The organism is Streptomyces sp. 2-1, assembly GCF_048564895.1.
GTDB lineage: Bacteria > Actinomycetota > Actinomycetes > Streptomycetales > Streptomycetaceae > Streptomyces > Streptomyces phaeochromogenes.
In genome coordinates this window covers 8,860,983-8,879,656 of record NZ_CP183383.1, presented here as the reverse complement: position 1 = coordinate 8,879,656, position 18,674 = coordinate 8,860,983, and the positions used below count along the sequence as shown (strand labels likewise).

13 protein-coding genes, 1 pseudogene and 1 riboswitch are annotated in these 18,674 nt (G+C 71.6%); of the genes and pseudogenes, 11 read left to right on the top strand and 3 right to left on the bottom strand.

The annotated features are described in order from the left end of the window. The first annotated feature begins 167 nt into the window (after positions 1-167). Entirely contained in the window at positions 168-1,337 is a 1,170-nt protein-coding gene (locus ACN20J_RS39035; protein ID WP_190227108.1) for a magnesium and cobalt transport protein CorA, read from the top strand. A gap of 270 nt (positions 1,338-1,607) precedes the next feature. Then, a complete protein-coding gene (locus ACN20J_RS39030; RefSeq protein WP_419667735.1) occupies positions 1,608-2,837 on the top strand; it encodes an MFS transporter in 1,230 nt (409 codons plus the stop codon). Between the two features lie 19 nt (positions 2,838-2,856). Here ACN20J_RS39030 and ACN20J_RS39025 read toward each other — a convergent pair whose 3' ends face one another. Then, the gene (locus tag ACN20J_RS39025) at positions 2,857-3,396 is read right to left on the bottom strand and encodes a hypothetical protein (protein WP_419667734.1); all 540 of its coding nucleotides are present in this window, start codon (positions 3,394-3,396) and stop codon (positions 2,857-2,859) included. A 103-nt stretch (positions 3,397-3,499) separates the two neighbouring features. On the opposite strand from ACN20J_RS39025, the gene ACN20J_RS39020 reads away from it, so the two are divergent. From ACN20J_RS39020 to ACN20J_RS39010, 3 genes are all read left to right on the top strand, one after another. Beyond that, positions 3,500-4,195 (top strand): response regulator transcription factor, encoded by a 696-nt coding sequence (locus ACN20J_RS39020; RefSeq protein ID WP_189840799.1) that lies wholly within the window; start codon positions 3,500-3,502, stop codon positions 4,193-4,195. Further along, on the top strand, positions 4,192-5,535 hold the full coding sequence (locus tag ACN20J_RS39015; protein WP_419667733.1) for a sensor histidine kinase: 1,344 nt from the start codon (positions 4,192-4,194) through the stop codon (positions 5,533-5,535). The genes ACN20J_RS39020 and ACN20J_RS39015 overlap by 4 nt, the downstream gene beginning before the upstream one ends. A 134-nt stretch (positions 5,536-5,669) precedes the next feature. Further along, complete coding sequence (locus ACN20J_RS39010; RefSeq protein ID WP_419667732.1) at positions 5,670-6,305, top strand: PepSY domain-containing protein; 636 nt, start codon at positions 5,670-5,672, stop codon at positions 6,303-6,305. Between the two features lie 250 nt (positions 6,306-6,555). Here the strand turns inward: ACN20J_RS39010 and ACN20J_RS39005 are convergent, their stop codons facing one another. After that, the gene (locus ACN20J_RS39005) at positions 6,556-7,713 is read right to left on the bottom strand and encodes a PucR family transcriptional regulator (RefSeq protein WP_419667731.1); all 1,158 of its coding nucleotides are present in this window, start codon (positions 7,711-7,713) and stop codon (positions 6,556-6,558) included. Positions 7,714-7,862: 149 nt separating this feature from the next. On the opposite strand from ACN20J_RS39005, the gene ACN20J_RS39000 reads away from it, so the two are divergent. From ACN20J_RS39000 to meaB, 5 genes are all read left to right on the top strand, one after another. Then, a complete protein-coding gene (locus tag ACN20J_RS39000) occupies positions 7,863-9,200 on the top strand; it encodes an MFS transporter (RefSeq protein ID WP_419667730.1) in 1,338 nt (445 codons plus the stop codon). A 52-nt stretch (positions 9,201-9,252) separates the two neighbouring features. Beyond that, on the top strand, positions 9,253-10,533 hold the full coding sequence (locus ACN20J_RS38995; protein WP_419667729.1) for a M20 family metallo-hydrolase: 1,281 nt from the start codon (positions 9,253-9,255) through the stop codon (positions 10,531-10,533). 145 nt (positions 10,534-10,678) lie between these two features. Further along, positions 10,679-12,484: a methylmalonyl-CoA mutase family protein gene (locus ACN20J_RS38990; RefSeq protein WP_419667728.1), complete on the top strand. Its 1,806-nt coding sequence runs from the start codon at positions 10,679-10,681 to the stop codon at positions 12,482-12,484. Then, positions 12,484-14,670 (top strand): methylmalonyl-CoA mutase, encoded by a 2,187-nt coding sequence (gene scpA, locus ACN20J_RS38985; protein WP_364189057.1) that lies wholly within the window; start codon positions 12,484-12,486, stop codon positions 14,668-14,670. Before ACN20J_RS38990 ends, scpA begins: the two co-directional genes overlap by 1 nt. A gap of 5 nt (positions 14,671-14,675) precedes the next feature. Beyond that, positions 14,676-15,662, top strand: coding sequence for a methylmalonyl Co-A mutase-associated GTPase MeaB (meaB, locus tag ACN20J_RS38980; RefSeq protein ID WP_419667727.1), 987 nt, complete (start codon positions 14,676-14,678; stop codon positions 15,660-15,662). A 41-nt stretch (positions 15,663-15,703) separates the two neighbouring features. On the opposite strand, the pseudogene ACN20J_RS38975 reads toward meaB, so the two are convergent. Continuing rightward, positions 15,704-15,874, bottom strand: a pseudogene (locus ACN20J_RS38975) (short-chain fatty acyl-CoA regulator family protein); the annotation flags it as partial. A 68-nt stretch (positions 15,875-15,942) separates the two neighbouring features. Then, a riboswitch (cobalamin riboswitch) is annotated at positions 15,943-16,167 on the top strand. Positions 16,168-16,328: 161 nt separating this feature from the next. On the opposite strand from ACN20J_RS38975, the gene metE reads away from it, so the two are divergent. Further along, positions 16,329-18,650 (top strand): 5-methyltetrahydropteroyltriglutamate--homocysteine S-methyltransferase, encoded by a 2,322-nt coding sequence (metE, locus tag ACN20J_RS38970; protein ID WP_419667726.1) that lies wholly within the window; start codon positions 16,329-16,331, stop codon positions 18,648-18,650. The last annotated feature ends 24 nt before the right edge of the window (positions 18,651-18,674 follow it).

The following is an 18,674-nucleotide window of genomic DNA, read 5'->3' as shown; positions in this document are numbered from 1 at the left end:
GCTATCGGGGCTTGCGGACAAGTTCGGTCCGCAACCCTTGCCGATCCCCTACCCCGCACACCCGCTCACGCCATTTGACCCGTATATCCTGCTCGGTGATCGCCAAGACGGACGTTCGACACGTCCGACAGATGCGACCCATCGGCATCATCAGGGAGGCTGCCGCGATGTCAGACCGCCGAGCCCGCCGCCCGGTGCCGCCCTCGGGGGGCGGCCGGAAGCCGGTGTGGCGGCGCGCCGTGCCCGAGGCGACGCCACCGCCGGCGGATCCCCCGGCGCCGCGTCCGACCCCGGCCGAGCCGGCTCCCACGGAGGAAGGCAGCGTCGTACAGGCGGCGCTCTACCGCGACGGGACGCGGGTCGCGAACCCCGCGACCCTCGCGGACACGTTCCGGGAGCTGCGCGAGCAGCCGGACGGCATGGCGTGGATCGGCCTGGCCCGTCCGACGGAGGAGGAAATCCTTTCCCTGGCCGCCGAGTTCGACCTCCACCCGCTCGCGGTCGAGGACGCGATGGAGGCCCATCAGCGGCCGAAGCTGGAGCGTTACGGCGAGACGCTCTTCGTCGTGCTGCGCGCCGCGCGGTATCTCGACGCGTCGGAGGAGGTCGACTTCGGCGAGCTGCACGTCTTCATCGGCCCCGACTTCCTGATCACGGTCCGGCACGGCGCCGCCCCCGACCTCTCGGCCGTGCGCCGCCGCATGGAGGAGACGCCGGAGCTGCTGAAGCTCGGCCCCGAGGCGGTCCTGTACGCGATCCTCGACGCCGTCGTGGACGGTTACGCCCCGGTCGTCGCCGGTGTCCAGAACGACATCGACGAGATCGAGACCGAGGTCTTCGGCGGCGACCCCTGGGTGTCCCGCCGTATCTACGAACTCTCCCGCGAGATGGTCGAGTTCCAGCGCGCCACCCGCCCCCTGGTCGGCATGCTGCACGGCCTGATGGCCGGCTTCGCCAAGTACGGCACCGACGAGGAACTCCAGCGCTACCTCCGCGACGTCGCCGACCACGTCACCCACACCAGCGAACGCGTCGACGGCTTCCGCCAGGCCCTCACCGACATCCTCACGGTGAACGCGACCCTGGTCACCCAGCAGCAGAACGCGGAGATGCGGGCCCTGGCCGAGGCGGGCTTCGAACAGAACGAGGAGATCAAGAAGATCTCGTCGTGGGCCGCCATCCTCTTCGCCCCCACCCTGGTCGGGACGATCTACGGCATGAACTTCGACGACATGCCGGAACTGGGCTGGACCTTCGGATACCCCTTCGCGATCGGCCTGATGGGCGTGGTGTGCGTGAGCCTCTACTTCATCTTCAAGCGGCGGGACTGGCTCTGAGCGATCCTGGTGAGGGGCCCGCCTGCCAGGTCCCCCGCCGGCCGGATCCGCGGCAATTGCTCCCCTGTTCGTTTCTGCGTGGCGTTCCTCTACGATCGAGGAGGTCATCAATTACCGCATGACATCTGCCCGGTGACGGAGTCGGCGTGGGGTGCGCGTCCCCGCTCCACGTCACCACTGGACGGCTTCAGGCGCAGCCACGGGTCGGCACATCCGGACGCCGACGACCGAGGTGTGGCGCGTCCCGCCGGGCGGCGAAAGGGATGCGTCGTGCCTTCGGCTACGGCGAACTACCGCACTCTGCTGCGCACTTCGGGTGCCGCGGCCTTCTTCCTTCCGGCCGCTGTCGGGCGGCTGGGCATCGCCATGACGGGGATCGGCATCGTCTGGCTGGTGCACGCCCGCACCGGGTCGTATGCCGCCGCGGGTCTCGTCACCGGCGGGTTCGCTGTCGCGGACGCGGTCGCCGGGCCCCAACTCGGGCGTCTCACGGACCGGTTCGGGCAGGCGCGGGTGCTTCCGTACGCGCTGGCCGCACATGCCGGGGCCGTGGCGCTGCTGCTCGCCGGCGCCGTTGCGGACCTCGTCGCCGGAGTGCTCGTCGGGGCGACGCTGCCCCAGCTCAGTGCCCTGTCCGCCGCTCGCTGGTCCGCCCTGCTGTCCGGCGAACGGGCTGCCGCGCTGCCCACCGCCTTCGCCCTGGAGGCCCTCGCCAACGGCGTGTCCTACCTGGCCGGCCCCGCCCTGGTGAGCGTCCTCGGCGCGGCGGGCCACCCGGGCACCGGGGTGCTGCTCGCCGCCGCGCTCGTGGTCGGCGGCGGGCTCGCCCTCGCCGCCCAACGCCGCACCATGCCGCCCCTCACCGGCCGCGCCGAACGCCGGCACGCCGGACGCGCCCTGCTGCGCTCCGCGTTCCTGCGGCAGGTCGCGCTCGGCCTCGCGCTCGGGGTGTTCTTCGGCGCGATGCAGGTGTCCGTCGCCGCGTACGCCGTCGGACGCGGTACGCCGGACGCGGCGGCGCTGCTCTATCTCGCCGCCAACTGCACCAATCTGGTGGGCGGTTGGGCCTACGGAGTCTGGTGCCACGGCGGCTCACCCCGGCGCCGCCAGGCCACGGCCGCCGCCTGCCTCACCCTCGCGAGCCTTCCGCTGACCTTCCTCGACGCGCCCCTCGCGGTCGGTGCCACCCTCGCCCTGACCGGACTCGCCGTGCCGGTCCTGCTGATCCTCACCTCCGTCCTCACAGACTCGTCGGTCCCACGCGCCGTCCTCACCCAGGCGTTCACCTGGGGCAACTCCGCGAGCGCGGCGGGATCGGCGGGTGCCGCGGCGGTCGCCGGGCGAGTGGTGGACGCGGGCGGCGCGCACGGCGGTTTCGGCGTGGCTGCGGGGGCCGCGGCGGTGATGACGGTGCTGGCGCTCGGCGGTCTGCGGGGCTCGTCAGCGGCCGTGCCGCCGAAGTCGTCCGCGACCACGGAAACCACGATCCCGCCGGGGTGAAGTTCGAGGGCGCCGCGTCTCAGTCGTCCTGCTTCCACGATCCGCTGGGTCGGCCGTTCACGCAGCGGACGCGGAGTTCGACCTTTCCCGCCGAACCCTCGAACTTCACCTCGACGTGTTCGTCGTCGGGGCCCGGGTCGGCGCTGTCGACTCCGTACCCCTGGGCAGGGGCCCACGACAGCAGCCGTACCGTCGGGCCCTCGCATACGGCGATGGCTGTCCCGCCCGGGGTGGAGAACGTCTTCCTCACCGCGGTTGCGGTTGCGGTAGGGGATGTAGTGGGAGTGGGTGTACCGGTATCAGGGGGCGCGGTCGGCGTCGCCGTGCCCTGGCCCGTGTTCTGCCCCTCGCCCTGGCCCTGACTCTGGCCGGGATCGGGAGACAGCGAGCCCTTCGCCGCGTCGAGTTGCTGCTCGGCCTGCTTCGAGCTGATCGCCTTGCCGTCCGTGGACCCGGTGATCCCGTCGCCGATGATCTCGACGGCGGCCAGGCCGGTGAGCGTGGCGGCCACGGCTGCGGCCGTCCAGCCGGCCAGGGCGAGGAACGTACGGGAAGGCATGCGTACGACTATGCACCGGCCGTCGATAAGGCGAGCACCGGGGAAACCTAAGGGACGGTTAACGGGCTCTGGCGGGCTGGACCGCTCGGCTAACGTGCCTGCTGTGGTGCATCTGCTGATAGTCGAGGACGACCCCACGATACGGACGCCGCTGATCCGTGCCCTGCGTGAGCGCGGACACGCCGTCGCCGCCGCGCACACCGCGATGAGCGGGTTGCAGACCGCGCTGGACGAGCGTCCGGATCTCGTGGTCCTCGACCTCGGCCTGCCGGATCTCGACGGCATCGAACTGCTCCGCATGCTGCGGGCGGTCAGTCCGGTACCGGTGATCATCGCGACGGCCCGGGACGACGAGGCGGAGATCGTACGAGGGCTCGACGCCGGTGCCGACGACTACGTGGTGAAGCCGTTCACCGCCGCCCAACTGGACGCCCGGGTCAGGGCGGTGCTGCGGCGCGGCAGCGCCAACTCCCAGGGGGCCCCGGCCGCCACCGTCGTCGGTGACCTGCGCATCGACCCGGGCACCCGTGAGGCGAGCCTGGCCGGAACCGTCCTCGACCTCACGCCCCGCGAGTTCGACCTGCTCCACCACCTCGCCGGTCGGGCCGGACAGGTCGTCACCAAGCGGGAACTGCTCACCGAGGTGTGGCAGGTGCCGTACGGAAGCGCCGACAAGACCGTGGACGTGCACCTGTCCTGGCTGCGCCGCAAGCTCGGCGAGAGTGCGCAGCAGCCCCGCTACCTGCACACCGTACGAGGTGTCGGTGTGCGGCTGAGCGCGCCCGCGGACCCTTCATGAGGCGCCGTCTGACCCTGCTGGTCGCGGCCACCATGTGCCTGGCGCTGCTCGCGTTCGTCGTGCCGCTGGCCCTGTTGCTGCGTACGGTCGCTCAGGACCGTGCCACCACCACCGCGGGTGCCGACGCGCAGAGCCTCGTCCCACTGGTGGGGACCGCGGACCCGGTCAGTCTGCGTACCAGCGTCGAGCACATGGCCGCCGACTCCCGGGCCCCGCTCACCGTCTTCCTCGCCGACGGGTCGGTCCTCGGCACCCGGGCGCCTCGGACCAGTGCCGTGCGGCTCGCGGCGCTGGCGGGAGTCAGCCGGACCGTGGAGCGGCCCGACGGACGCGAGATCGTGGTGGCCGTGCTCGGCCGCCCGGACGGCACCGCCGTCATCCGCGCCTTCGTGCCCGCCGCCGAACTGACCCGCGGGGTCGCGCGGGCCTGGCTGGTGCTCGCCGGCCTGGGTGTCGCGCTCCTGCTGCTCGGTCTGCTGGTCGCCGACCGGCTCAGCCGGGCCCTGGTCAGCCCCATCACCGAGCTGTCCACGGTGTCCCACCGGCTCGCGCGGGCCGACCTCACGGCCCGGGCCCGCCCGGACGGACCGCCGGAGCTGCGCGAGGTCGCCGGGGCCCTCAATCACCTCGCCGACCGGATCCAGGAACTGCTGCGCGAGGAGCGCGAGCAGGTCGCGGACCTCTCCCACCGCCTCCGCGCGCCCCTGACCTCCCTGCGGCTGGAGGCCGAATCGCTGGCCGGCCCCGACGCGGCCCGGATCGGTGCGCGCGTGGACGCGATGGAACGAGCGGTCACCGGCCTCATCAGCCAGGCCCGCCACCGCCGGGAGCCCGACGCGCACGCGGTGTGCGAGGCGACCTCCGCGGTCCGCGAGCGGGTGGCGTTCTGGACCGTACTGGCCGAGGACACCGGCCGTGCGGTCACTCTGGACATCACGGCAGACGGCACGGCGAGCGGCACAGCTGGCGGCACGGCAGACGGCACAGCGGGCGGCACTCTGCCGGTCGGCGTGCCCGCCGACGAACTCGCCGCCGCGGTGGACGCGTTGCTGGGCAACGTGTTCGCCCACACCCCCGACGGCACCGCCTTCTCCGTCACCCTGGCGCCCCGGACGGGCGGCGGAGCCGTGCTCACGGTGGCCGACGACGGGCCCGGTCTGTCTACTGACCTGGTGCAGCGTGGGGCCAGTCTCGGCGGGTCCACCGGTCTCGGCATGGACATCGCCCGCCGTGTCGCCCGGTCCAGCGGCGGGCGCATGGACCTGTCGACGGGCCCGGACGGCGGCGCCCGGGTGACGCTGGAACTGGGACCTCCCGCCTCCCCTCCGGCCCTGCCGTGACCGCTCCGGTCCCGCCGTGAGCGCCCCGGTCCTGCCGTGACCGCCTTAGCCCGCTCTTAGCACTGCCGCAGCGCGGCCCTATCCCGGCGCGCGCGAACCTCTCTCCATCACAGGGCATTCACAGGAGGTTCGCCATGAAGCGCACATCGGTCGTCCTGCTCGCTTCGGGAGCACTGGTCGCCGCGATCACCGGCACCGCTCTCGCGGGCGGCAGCGACGACACGTCACCCGCCGCCCGAAGCGCGTCCTCGACCACGGCCTCGGCCTCAGCATCGTCAGCGCCGACGTCGACGCCCGGTATACCGACCGAGTCGCCGTCCGAATCGCAGTCCGAGTCCCCGTCCAACTCGGCGACGACGGATCCGTCAGCCGACGACACGGCCGCTCCGACCTCGACCACGACCGCTCCCTCGGGCGCGGGCACGGCGGTGGGCAGCATGCGCGCCGGGCAGATCGCGCGCTCGCACGTGGGCGGCGGGACGATCACCGAGGTCGAGGCGGAAACGGAGCACGGCCGCGCGGTGTGGAGCGTGAAGATCGTCAAGAACGGCAGCCGGTACGAGGTTCACGTCGACCGGAACAGCGGTGAGGTCACGCGGTCGAGGGCCAAGGCCGACGACGACCGCCGGGACGACAGGGGAAGCGGTCGCGACGACCGCTCCGGGAACGACGACCGGGGCGGGCACCACGACGACGACGGCACGGGCGACGACCACCATCGCGGCGGTGACGACGAGGACGGCGACCGCCACGGGCGCCACCACGACTGAGGGTGCCCGGGGGCGCGCGGGACACGGGGCAGCGCTCCGGCCCGCTCGCCGCTCGTCGGCGGGGGCTGCCGCGCGGAGGGCCCTTCGGCCGGGCGGCTCCCGTCTGAGGCATTCTTCGCGCGCGTTCGTCGGACGCATTCGTCGGACGAAGGGGCAGGCGCGTACCTCGGCCCCGTAACTCGGGCTCGTCCTCCGGCAGTTCAGGTGCCCCCGTCCCGTCCGATGGTTGCGGTGGTGCGCCCGATGCCCTCTAGGCCAACGCCACCAACGCCACAGCCGCCTGGTCGGGGACCGTGACATCGAGGCCGGTCAGTTTCTGGAAGCGTCCGAGGCGGTTGAGCACGGTGTTGCGGTGGCAGTACAGCCGCTCGGCGCTCGCCGACAGGCTGCCCGTCGCCAGGTAGGCGCGGACCGTCTCCACGATCACCTCCCGTTCCGGCTCGGGCACCGTGCCGAGGCCGGCCAGCAGCGCGTCCGAGAAACCGTGGCGTTCGTCGAGCTGGCTCTTTGTCACGCGGGTCCATGCCTGTGCCAGGGTGACCAGCTCGTTCTCGTCGGGCCGTAGGGTCCGGCAGACCTCGAAGGCCGTCGCCGCGGCCCCCGGCACGGCACCGAGCCCCGCGACGTCCGGCACCAGGCCACCGGCCATCCCCTGCAGCTGCCGCAGCTGCGGGTCGGGCTGTCCACCCGGCCGGGAGGCGGGCCACATGACGACCACGCGTCCGGGCTGGTTCAGAACGAAGAGCTGCTCTCCGAGCGTGCTGAGCTGCGCGGCGGCGCGGTGGGCCTGATGGGAGGCCGCCGCGTCGGCGACGACCACGCTGAAGGCGGCATCGGCGTCGACGCCCAGGGCGCGGGCGATGTTCTGCACGTTCCGGGGCGAGCGGCCGGCCGGGCCGAGGAGCTCCGCGAGGTAGGTGAGCTGCTCGTCCCGCGTGGCGGCGGCCATCAGGGCCCGCTCTTCCAGGTAGCTCTGCTGGACGGCACGGGCGTAGTCGTCGACCACCGACCACAGGTTCTCGACGTGCAGGGCCAGTACGGCCATGTCGCTGTCCCGGGCCCGGGACAGCATCGCCGACCAGATCACCCCGAAGTCGAGCTGCACCGCGGCGACGAGATCCTCCCCGGGCACCCCCTGGCGTGCCCTGAGCCGTCCCAGCTCGCCGGGGAGCGAGCTCAGCTGGGTGGTCGTGGAGTCGGTCGCGACCGCGCTGAGGATCAGCGCCAGCGAGCTGTGCGCCGACTCCTGCAGCTGCTCCTCGCTCACCGGGCCCGCCCGGTACCCGGCGATGTCGTCCACCCTTTCCAGAAAGGTCGCCACCAGGGCGTCGACCTCATCGGTCATGGCGGAGACGAGCTCTCGCCAGCGCGGCAGGGACTCCCGCCTGCGATCGGCCAGATCCTTCATAGGAAGCTCCCACGGCAATGCCCCCAGGTTGTGCATGTGCACAACCATCTTGTTGATATCAGAGGCAGTCTGCGATGTTCGGGGGGGTCCGGTCTCGGGTCGAATGGATGTCTCCCCGACGTTCGGCCCGCCTTCCCCCGGAGTTCACCGTGAGCGACTCAGCAATAGCCGCCGTTTCCGCCTCCGAGCCGACAGATATCACGGCCACCGACCGCGCCGTCGCGCGTCGCGTGGCCGTTGCCGCGCTCGTCGGCACCGCCATGGAGTGGTACGACTTCTTCCTGTTCACGACGGCCGCGGCGGTCGTGTTCAACGTGCAGTACTTCGTCTCCGACAACGCCCTCACCGCGACCATGGCGTCGTTCGCCACCCTCGCCGTCGGTTTCGTGGCCCGCCCGCTGGGCGCCCTGCTCTTCGGCTGGCTCGGTGACCGGGTCGGCCGCAAGACGGTGCTGATGACGACGATCATCGGCATCGGGGTGGCCACGGTGCTCATCGGCCTGCTGCCGACGTACGCCTCCATCGGCATCGCCGCCCCCGTCATCCTCGCCGTCCTGCGCGTGCTGCAAGGACTCTGCGTCGGCGGCGAGTGGGGCGGGGCGGTCACCATCGCCGCGGAGAACGCCCCCGCCTCCTCCCGTGCCGTCTACGCCAGCGTCCCCCAGCTCGGCTCGCCCGTCGGCACGATCCTCTCCTCGGGCGCGTTCTTCCTCTGCTCGGTGCTGCTCACGAAGGACAACTTCGACGCGTGGGGATGGCGCGTCCCCTTCCTGCTGGCCCTGCCCATGCTCGCCATCTCGGTCCTGATCCGCAGGCAGCTGGAGGAGTCCCCCGTCTTCACGGCCCTCCAGAAGGAGGCCACGGTCGCCGAGGCTCCCCTGCGGCAGGTCTTCCGCCGTGACTGGCGGCAGCTGCTCATCGGCGCCGCGGTGATGTTCGTCGGAGCCGGCGGCTTCTACCTCGTCACCACCTTCGTCATCAGTTACGGCCAACGGGTTCTGGGCCTGAGCTCCTCGCTGCTCCTGCTCGCCACCGTCATCGCGGCCGTCGTCGAGATCCCGGTCATCGTCTCGGGCGGGCGCCTCGGACAGCGCTACGGATCCAGCCGCGTCGTGATCGGCGGGGCGCTGGCCACCATCGCCCTGGCCTTCCCCGTCTTCTGGGCGATCGGGACGGCGAACCCGGTCATCGTCGTCGTAGCCATGACCGTAGGCGTCGCCGCCGTCTCCTACCCCTACGCCGTCGCCGGAGCGGTCCTCACCAGCCTCTTCCCTGCTCAGGTGCGCTACAGCGGCGTCGCGATATCCGCCAACTTCGCCGGCCTCCTCAGCGGCTGCGTCCCGCTGATCGCGACGGCCATCCTGACCGAGACCGGCGACACCCTGTGGCCCAGCGCGGTCATCCTCACGCTGATCGGACTGATCGCTCTCGCCGGTGGCCTGCTGGCGCCCCGGTACAGCGTCACCGAGGCCGGCCTCAAGCACTGAGGCGCACCGAGGTGCGCCATCCGCCCAACCCACCGCCCAACAGGAGTCAGGCATGACCATGAGCAACTCCCGTACGTCTTCGGACAAGCACGCGTACGACACTGCCTTTCTGGAGGACTTCGCGACCCTCTCGGCGTTCGGGGCGACGCCCGGCGGAGGCGTCGAGCGGCAGGCCGCCACCGCCGCCGACGGCGAGCAGCGTGCCTGGCTGCACCAGTGGCTCACCGACCGGGGTTTCGAGGTCCACTACGACGGGGTGGGCAACCAGTTCGGCCTCTTCACCTTCACCCCTGGCGCGCCGTACGTCCTCAGCGGATCGCACCTGGACAGCCAGCCGCTGGGCGGCCGTTACGACGGGGCGTACGGCGTCCTCGCCTCGGCCCATGCCGCGCACCGGGCCGTCCAGCGGTGGAACGCCTCGGACGAGACACCGCGCCACAACGTGGCCGTCGTCAACTGGTTCAACGAGGAAGGCTCGCGCTTCAAGCCGAGCATGATGGGCAGCGCCGTGTTCACGGGGAAGCTGCCCGCTGAGACGGCCCTCACGACCACCGATCCCACGGGCATCACCGTCGAGGCAGCCCTCCGCGAGATCGGCACCATCGGCGACCACCCCGGGCCGGACGTGGCCTCGTACGCCGAGATCCACATCGAGCAGGGCCGTGACCTGGAGAACTCGGGGACCACGATCGGGCTGGTGGGCTCGACCTGGGCGGCCCGCAAGTACCAGGTGGTGGTCCGCGGTGAGCAGTCCCACACCGGCTCCACGATCATGGCGGACCGTCGTGACGCCCTCTTCGGCGCCTCGCTGCTGGTCGTGGCCGTGCGGGAGCTGGCCGAGCAGAGCACGGACACACCGCTGCACACCTCGGTGAGCGAGATGACCGTCCTGCCCAACTCTCCTGTGGTGGTGGCGCGCGAGGTACGTATGCACGTGGACCTGCGCTCCCCCGACGAGGCTCTTCTCGACGCGGCGGCCAAGAAGCTGGCCGAGTCGATCCCCGGCATCGAGGACCGCGCCTCGGTCACCATCGAGCAGGTCCAGACGCACGGATGGGCCGTGGCGCCGTTCCCGGCGGCCGGGGTCGAACTCGCCGCCCAGGCGGCCGACGACCTGGGGCTGAGCCACCGGACCGTCATGACCATCGCGGGCCACGACTCCGTGAACATGAAGGACATCGCCCCCTCGATCATGCTCTTCGTGCCCAGTGTCGAGGGCGTCTCCCACAACGAGGGCGAGTTCACACAGGACCGGGAGACCTGCGCCGGCACCGATCTGCTGGCCGAGGTTCTCCACCGGCTGATGTCGGGCGCGCTGGACAGTTCGCGATGACGCGGCGGCCGGCCGGTGCTCGGCCGGCCTGCGCTGTCGTGGTCCGTAGTACGACCCTGCCCGCGGATCAAGGGGACCCCTGGGAGGTCAAGGTCACAGCGGGTCCCTCTGCTGCTCACCTGTGGATCTGACCTAGCATCCGAGCATGACGGTCCTGCCTGACGACGGGCTCTCGCTGGCCGCCGAGTTCCCTGACGCGACCCATGAGCAGTGGCAACGCCTCGTGGCGGGCGTACTGCGCAAGTCGGGCAAGGAAGTCTCGGACGACGCAGCTGAGGACGCCCTGTCCACCACGCTCGAGGACGGGCTGCGCGCCCGGCCCCTCTACAGCGCACTCGACTCCGCGCCGGATCCCGGCCTGCCCGGTTTCGCCCCCTTCGTGAGAGGTGGCCGCGCCGAGGGCAACACCCTCGGCGGCTGGGACGTACGGCAGCGGCACACGGCCGCCGACAACGGCGCGGTCCTCGCCGACCTGGAGAACGGGGTCGCCTCGCTGTGGCTGGCCGTCGGCGCGGGCGGCTTCCCCGTGTCGTCGCTGGGCCCGGTCCTCGACGGCGTCTACCTCGACCTGGCACCGGTTGTCCTTGAAGCGGGGCGTGAAGTCGAGCCCGCCGCAAGGGAGTTGCTGCGGATCTACGAGGAGCGGGGTGTCGCACGCGACGCCGCCCGTGGCAACCTCGGCGCCGATCCGCTGGGCCATGAGGCCCGTACGGGGGACGACGGGTTCGACTTCACGCCCGTCGCCGCTCTCGCGCGGCTGTGCGCCGAGGAGTACCCGGGGCTGCGGGCGCTGACGGTCGACGCGCTGCCGTACCACGAGGCCGGCGGGTCCGCCGCGCAGGAGCTGGGCTCCTCGCTGGCGACCGGGGTCGCCTATCTGAGGGAGCTGACCGGGGCGGGGCTGAGCGTCGAACAGGCCGCCGCCCAGCTGGAGTTCAGGTACGCGGCCACCGCGGACCAGTTCCTGACCATCGCCAAGCTGCGCGCGGCGCGCAGGCTCTGGGCCCGGGTCGCCGAGGTCTGCGGGGCGCCGGGCGGGCAGGTGCAGCACGCGGTGACCTCGCCGGTGATGATGAGCCGCCGGGACCCGTGGGTGAACATGCTGCGCGCCACGGTCGCGACGCTGGCCGCCGGAGTGGGCGGCGCCGAGTCCGTCACCGTGCTGCCCTTCGACCACGCCATCGGCCTGCCGGACGCGTTCGCGCGCCGGATCGCCCGCAACACCTCGACGATCCTGGTCGAGGAGTCGCATCTCGCCCGGGTCATCGACCCGGCGGGCGGCTCCTGGTACGTGGAGCGGCTCACCGACGAACTCGCCCACGCGGGCTGGGAGTTCTTCCAGCGGATCGAGCAGGAGGGCGGCCAGGCGGCGGCCCTGCGGTCGGGTCGGGTCGGCGAGGAGCTGGCCGCCACCTGGGCGGCCCGCAGCGCGAAGCTGGCCAAGCGGCGCGAACCCGTCACCGGGGTCAGCGAGTTCCCGAACCTCGCCGAGCGGTCGGTGGCACGCGAGCCCGCACCCGAGCCGCCGTCCGGCGGACTCCCCCGGGTGCGCCGCGACGAGGCGTACGAGGCCCTGCGCGCCCGCTCCGACGCACACCTGGCGGCGACCGGCACCCGGCCGCGGATCTTCCTGGCCGCCCTCGGCCCGGCCGCCGCGCACACCGCCCGCCTCACCTTCGCCGCCAACCTGTTCCAGGCGGGCGGCATCGAACCCGTCACCGACGGCACGTTCGAGGACAGCGGGGCCACCGAGGCCTGTCTGTGCTCCAGTGACGCGCTGTACGAGGAGCAGGCCGCCGAGGTCACCACGTCCCTCAAGTCGGCGGGCGCCGCGCAGGTGTTCCTCGCCGGGCGTCCTGGGCAGTACCCCGGTGTCGACGCCTACGTCTTCGCGGGCTGCGACGCCGTAGCCGTGCTCTCCGCCACCCTCGACCGCATGGGAGTGTCCTGATGAAACCGACGGGACCGATCCCCGATTTCTCCGGGATCGAGCTGGGGGTCCCGGCCGTGGACGGCGGCCCCGACGAGTGGAGTGACGCCGTCAAGAAGGCGGCCGGCGGCGACGACCTCCTCTGGGAGACCCCGGAGGGCATCGCGGTCAAGCCGCTCTACACCGGGCAGGACCTGGAGGGCCTGGACTTCCTGGGTACGTACCCGGGTGTCGCCCCGTATCTGCGCGGCCCGTACCCGACGATGTACGTCAACCAGCCCTGGACGATCCGGCAGTACGCGGGCTTCTCCACGGCCGAGGAGTCCAACGCCTTCTACCGCCGCAACCTCGCGGCCGGTCAGAAGGGTCTGTCCGTCGCCTTCGACCTGCCCACGCACCGGGGTTACGACAGCGACCACCCGCGCGTGACCGGTGACGTCGGCATGGCGGGTGTCGCCATCGACTCCATCTACGACATGCGGCAGTTGTTCGACGGGATCCCCCTCGACAAGATGACCGTGTCGATGACGATGAACGGTGCCGTGCTGCCGGTGCTGGCGCTCTACATCGTCGCCGCGGAGGAACAGGGCGTACCGCCCGAGAAGTTGGCCGGGACCATCCAGAACGACATCCTCAAGGAGTTCATGGTCCGCAACACCTACATCTATCCGCCGAAGCCGTCGATGCGGATCATCTCCGACATCTTCGCCTTCACCTCGCAGCGGATGCCGCGCTACAACTCCATCTCCATCTCCGGCTACCACATCCAAGAGGCGGGCGCGACGGCCGACTTGGAGCTGGCGTACACCCTCGCGGACGGCGTGGAGTACATCCGGGCGGGCCGGGACGCGGGGATGGACGTGGACGCGTTCGCGCCCCGGCTGTCCTTCTTCTGGGCGATCGGCATGAACTTCTTCATGGAGATCGCGAAGATGCGGGCAGCGCGGCTGCTCTGGGCCAAGCTGGTCAAGCAGTTCGATCCGCAGAACGCCAAGTCCCTTTCCCTGCGCACCCATTCACAGACCTCGGGCTGGTCGCTGACCGCGCAGGACGTCTTCAACAACGTGACGCGTACGTGCGTGGAGGCAATGGCCGCCACCCAGGGCCACACCCAGTCGCTGCACACCAACGCCCTCGACGAGGCGCTCGCCCTGCCCACCGACTTCTCCGCGCGCATCGCCCGCAACACCCAGCTGCTGATCCAGCAGGAGTCCGGCACCACCCGGGTGATCGACCCGTGGGGCGGCAGCGCGTACATCGAGAAGCTGACGTACGACCTGGCGCGCCGGGCCTGGCAGCACATCGAGGAGGTCGAGGCGGCGGGCGGTATGGCCAAGGCCATCGACGCGGGCATCCCCAAGCTGCGCATCGAGGAGGCCGCGGCCCGCACCCAGGCCCGCATCGACTCCGGGCGCCAGCCGGTCATCGGCGTGAACAAGTACCGCGTGGAGACCGACGAGCAGATCGACGTCCTCAAGGTCGACAACTCCTCCGTACGCACCCAGCAGATCGAGAAGCTGCGGCGGCTGCGCGCGGAGCGCGACGAGCGGGCCTGCCAGGACTCGCTGGACGCCCTGACCCGGGCCGCTGGCGGTGAGGGCAACCTGCTGGAGCTCGCCGTGAACGCGGCCCGCGCGAAGGCCACCGTCGGGGAGATCTCCGACGCCCTGGAGAAGGTGTACGGGCGGCACGCGAGCCAGATCCGTACGATCTCCGGTGTGTACCGCAACGAAGCCGGAGCGTCCCCGTCCGTCGAGCGCACGCGCACGCTGGTGGAGTCCTTCGAGGAGGCCGAGGGGCGCCGTCCGCGCATCCTGGTCGCCAAGATGGGCCAGGACGGCCACGACCGCGGCCAGAAGGTGATCGCGACTGCCTTCGCCGACCTCGGCTTCGACGTGGACGTCGGCCCGCTGTTCCAGACCCCCGGCGAGGTGGCCCGCCAGGCCGTCGAGGCGGACGTGCACATCGTGGGCGTCTCCTCGCTGGCCGCCGGGCACCTGACCCTCGTACCGGCGTTGCGGGAGCAGCTCGCGGAGGAGGGGCGCGAGGACATCATGATCGTGGTCGGCGGGGTGATTCCGCCGCAGGACGTGCCCACGCTGATCGAGATGGGCGCGGCGGCCGTCTTCCCGCCCGGGACGGTGATCCCGGACGCGGCGTACGACCTGGTCGAGCGCCTGACCACCGACCTCGGCCACGGCCTCTGAGCCCCATGGCGATCGACCTCGACAGCTATGTGAAGGGCGTGCTCGACGGGAAGCGGGCGCTGGTGGCGCGTGCCATCACGCTCGTCGAGTCGACGAGGCCCCAACACCGCGCGATGGCACAGGAGTTGCTGACCGAGCTGCTGCCGCACAGCGGGAAGGCGCGGCGGATCGGCATCAGCGGTGTGCCGGGCGTGGGCAAGTCGACGTTCATCGACGCGTTCGGCACGCTGCTCACCTCGCTCGGGTACCGGGTCGCGGTGCTCGCCGTCGACCCGTCGTCGAGCCGGACGGGCGGATCCATCCTGGGTGACAAGACGCGCATGGAACGGCTGGCCGTCGATCCGGCGGCCTTCATCCGGCCCTCCCCGACCGCCGGCACACTCGGCGGAGTCGCGAAGGCCACCCGGGAGTCGATCGTGGTGATGGAGGCGGCCGGCTACGACGTCGTACTCGTGGAGACGGTCGGCGTCGGCCAGTCCGAGACCGCCGTCGCGAACATGGTCGACTCCTTCCTGCTCCTCACCCTCGCCCGTACCGGGGACCAGTTGCAGGGCATCAAGAAGGGTGTCCTGGAGCTGGCCGACGTGATCGCCGTCAACAAGGCGGACGGACCGCACGAGCGCGAAGCCCGGGGCGCGGCAAGGGAGTTGGCGGGCGCACTGCGGCTGATGCATCCCGCCGACGCCGCCTGGACGCCACCGGTGCTGAGTTGCAGCGCCCGTGAGTCGACCGGCCTGGACACGGTCTGGGAGCGCCTCGAACAGCACCGCGCACTCCTCGACTCGACCGGCCGCCTCGCCGCCAAACGCCGTGACCAGCAGGTCGACTGGACCTGGACGATGGTGCGCGACGAACTTCTCGGCCGCCTGCACGCCGACCCCGCCGTACGCTCCCTCGGACCCGGTCTCGAACAGCAGGTCAGGGACGGCGAGTTGACGGCCACACTCGCCGCCGAGCGCATTCTGCGGGCGTTCGGCGGCGAGACGGACTGAGCCGGAGCGCGGCCGACCGCGCGGCGCCGAGTCACGCGTGTTCACTCCGGTCGGTGCGCCACCGGGTACGGGACGAACGTGCTGCTGTTCTGGTCGATCCGCAGCGGGCGGCCCAGGGGCGGTGCGGCACGCTGGGGGCAGTCGAGGCGTTCGCAGACGCGGCAGCCCATACCGATGGGGGTGGCGGCGGAGGCGCTGTCGAGGTCGAGGGCCGTAAGGCGGGCCGCGGGTTCCACGTGTACGACGCCGTCCGGCAGCCAGGCAGTTGACGGCAGGGCATAGGCTGGCCTGTGCAGCTGGTTCGCCCCGTCCGCCAGGCGGGATGCGTCGCAAGAGGGAACCCGGTGGGAATCCGGGACTGCCCCGCAGCGGTGAGCGGGAACGACCGCCGTCATACGCACTGGGCCCCGAGAAGCGGGACCTGGGAAGCGACGGCCAGTAGGTGTCCTCCGTACGGAGGGCGTGCTCGCGAGTCCGAAGACCTGCCATCTGCCCGTACGTGACCGATCGCGTACGGACATCCCGGTGACCTCGTGGGCGGGTCGGCGTACATATCCGGTGGACGACCGCGCCTTGCCGCGCGAGGTGTCTCCGCCGGGTGCGTCACCCCTTCGCGCTCACGTCCGTCCCGGGATCTCAGGGAGACATCTCGCGAAGGAGAGTTCCGTGACATCGAAGTCCGCAGCCGCGGCGGCACGGGCCACCGTGTACGGCTACCCCCGTCAGGGCAGGGGCCGGGAACTGAAGAAGGCGATCGAGGGGTACTGGAAGGGTCGCGTCGACGCCGACGCCCTCCGGGCCACCGCCGCCGAACTGCGCCGCGCCAACTGGCGGCAGCTGGCCGAGGCCGGCATCCAGGAAGTGCCGACCGGCGACTTCTCGTACTACGACCATGTCCTGGACACCAGCGTCATGGTCGGCGCGATCCCCGGGCGCCACCGCGCCGCGGTCGAGGCCGACGTACTCGACGGCTACTTCGCGATGGCCCGTGGCACCCAGGACGTGGCGCCGCTGGAGATGACGAAGTGGTTCGACACCAACTACCACTATCTGGTGCCGGAGTTGGGCCCGGACACCGTCTTCACGGCCGACTCCGCCAAGCAGGTCGCCGAGCTCCGCGAAGCCCTCGCGCTCGGCCTCACCGCCCGGCCGGTCCTCGTCGGCCCCGTCACGTATCTGCTGCTCGCCAAGCCCGCGCCCGGTGTGGCCGCCGACTTCGACCCGCTGACCCTGCTCGACCGACTGCTGCCGGTGTACGCCGAGGTCCTCTCCGATCTGCGGGCGGCGGGCGCGGAGTGGGTGCAGCTCGACGAACCGGCCCTGGTCCAGGACCGTACGCCCGCCGAACTCAACGCGGCCACGCGCGCCTACCGCGACCTCGGCGCGCCCACCGACCGTCCGAAGCTGCTGGTCGCCTCCTACTTCGACCGGCTCGGCGACGCCCTGCCGGTGCTGGCCAAGGCTCCGGTCGAGGGTCTCGCCCTCGACTTCACCGAGGCCGCCGCCGCCAACCTGGACGCGCTCGCCGCCGTGGGCGGGCTGCCCGGCAAGCGCCTGATCGCCGGTGTCGTCAACGGCCGCAACATCTGGGTCAACGACCTCACGAAGTCCCTCGCCACGCTCGGCACCCTGCTGGGGCTGGCCGACCGGGTCGACGTGGCCGCGTCCTGCTCACTGCTCCACGTGCCGCTCGACGCCACCACCGAACGGGACATCGAGCCGCAGATCCTGCGCTGGCTCGCCTTCGCCCGGCAGAAGACGGCCGAGATCGTCACCCTCGCCAAGGGGCTCGCCCAGGGCACGGGATCGATCACCGGCGAACTCGCCGCCAACCGGGCCGCCCTGGCCTCCCGCGCGAACTCACCCATCACCCGCGACCCGGCCGTACGGACGCGGGTCGGCGCGGTCACGGACACCGACGCCCGCCGCTCCCAGCCGTACGGCGAACGAGCCGCCGCACAGCGCGCCCACCTGGGCCTGCCCCTCCTCCCGACCACCACCATCGGCTCCTTCCCGCAGACCGCCGAACTGCGCGTCGCCCGCGCCGACCTGCGGGCCGGGCGCATCGACACGGCAGGCTACGAGGAGCGCATCAAGGCCGAGATCCAGGAGGTGATCTCCTTCCAGGAGAAGACCGGCCTGGACGTCCTGGTGCACGGCGAGGCCGAACGCAACGACATGGTCCAGTACTTCGCCGAGCAGCTCACCGGCTATCTCGCCACGCAGCACGGCTGGGTGCAGTCCTACGGCACCCGTTACGTCCGTCCGCCGATCCTGGCCGGCGACATCTCCCGCCCCGAGCCGATGACGGTGCGCTGGACGACGTACGCCCAGTCCCTGACCCCGCGCCCGGTCAAGGGCATGCTCACGGGGCCGGTCACCATGCTCGCCTGGTCCTTCGTCCGCGACGACCAGCCGCTCGGCGACACCGCCCGACAGGTCGCCCTCGCCCTGCGCGACGAGGTCAACGACCTTGAGACGGCCGGGACTTCGGTCATCCAGGTCGACGAACCCGCGCTGCGCGAGACCCTGCCACTGCGCGCCGCCGACCGCCCCGGCTATCTGGCGTGGGCCACCGAGGCGTTCCGCCTCACCACCGCCGGGGTCCGGCCGGACACCCAGATCCACACCCACATGTGCTACGCCGAGTTCGGCGACATCGTCCAGGCGATCGACGACCTCGACGCGGACGTCATCAGCCTGGAAGCCGCCCGCTCCCATATGCAGGTCGCCCGCGAACTGGCCGCCCACGGCTATCCGCGCGAGGCCGGACCAGGCGTCTACGACATCCACTCCCCGCGCGTGCCCAGCGCTGACGAGGCAGCCGCCCTGCTGCGCAAGGGACTTGAGGCCATCCCGGCCGAACGGCTCTGGGTCAACCCCGACTGCGGCCTGAAGACCCGCGGCTGGCCCGAGACCCGGGCGTCCCTGGACAACCTGGTCGCCGCCGCCCACGCGGTACGCGCCGAACTGCCCACCGCCGACTGATCCGATACCTCCGACGTGGCGGCC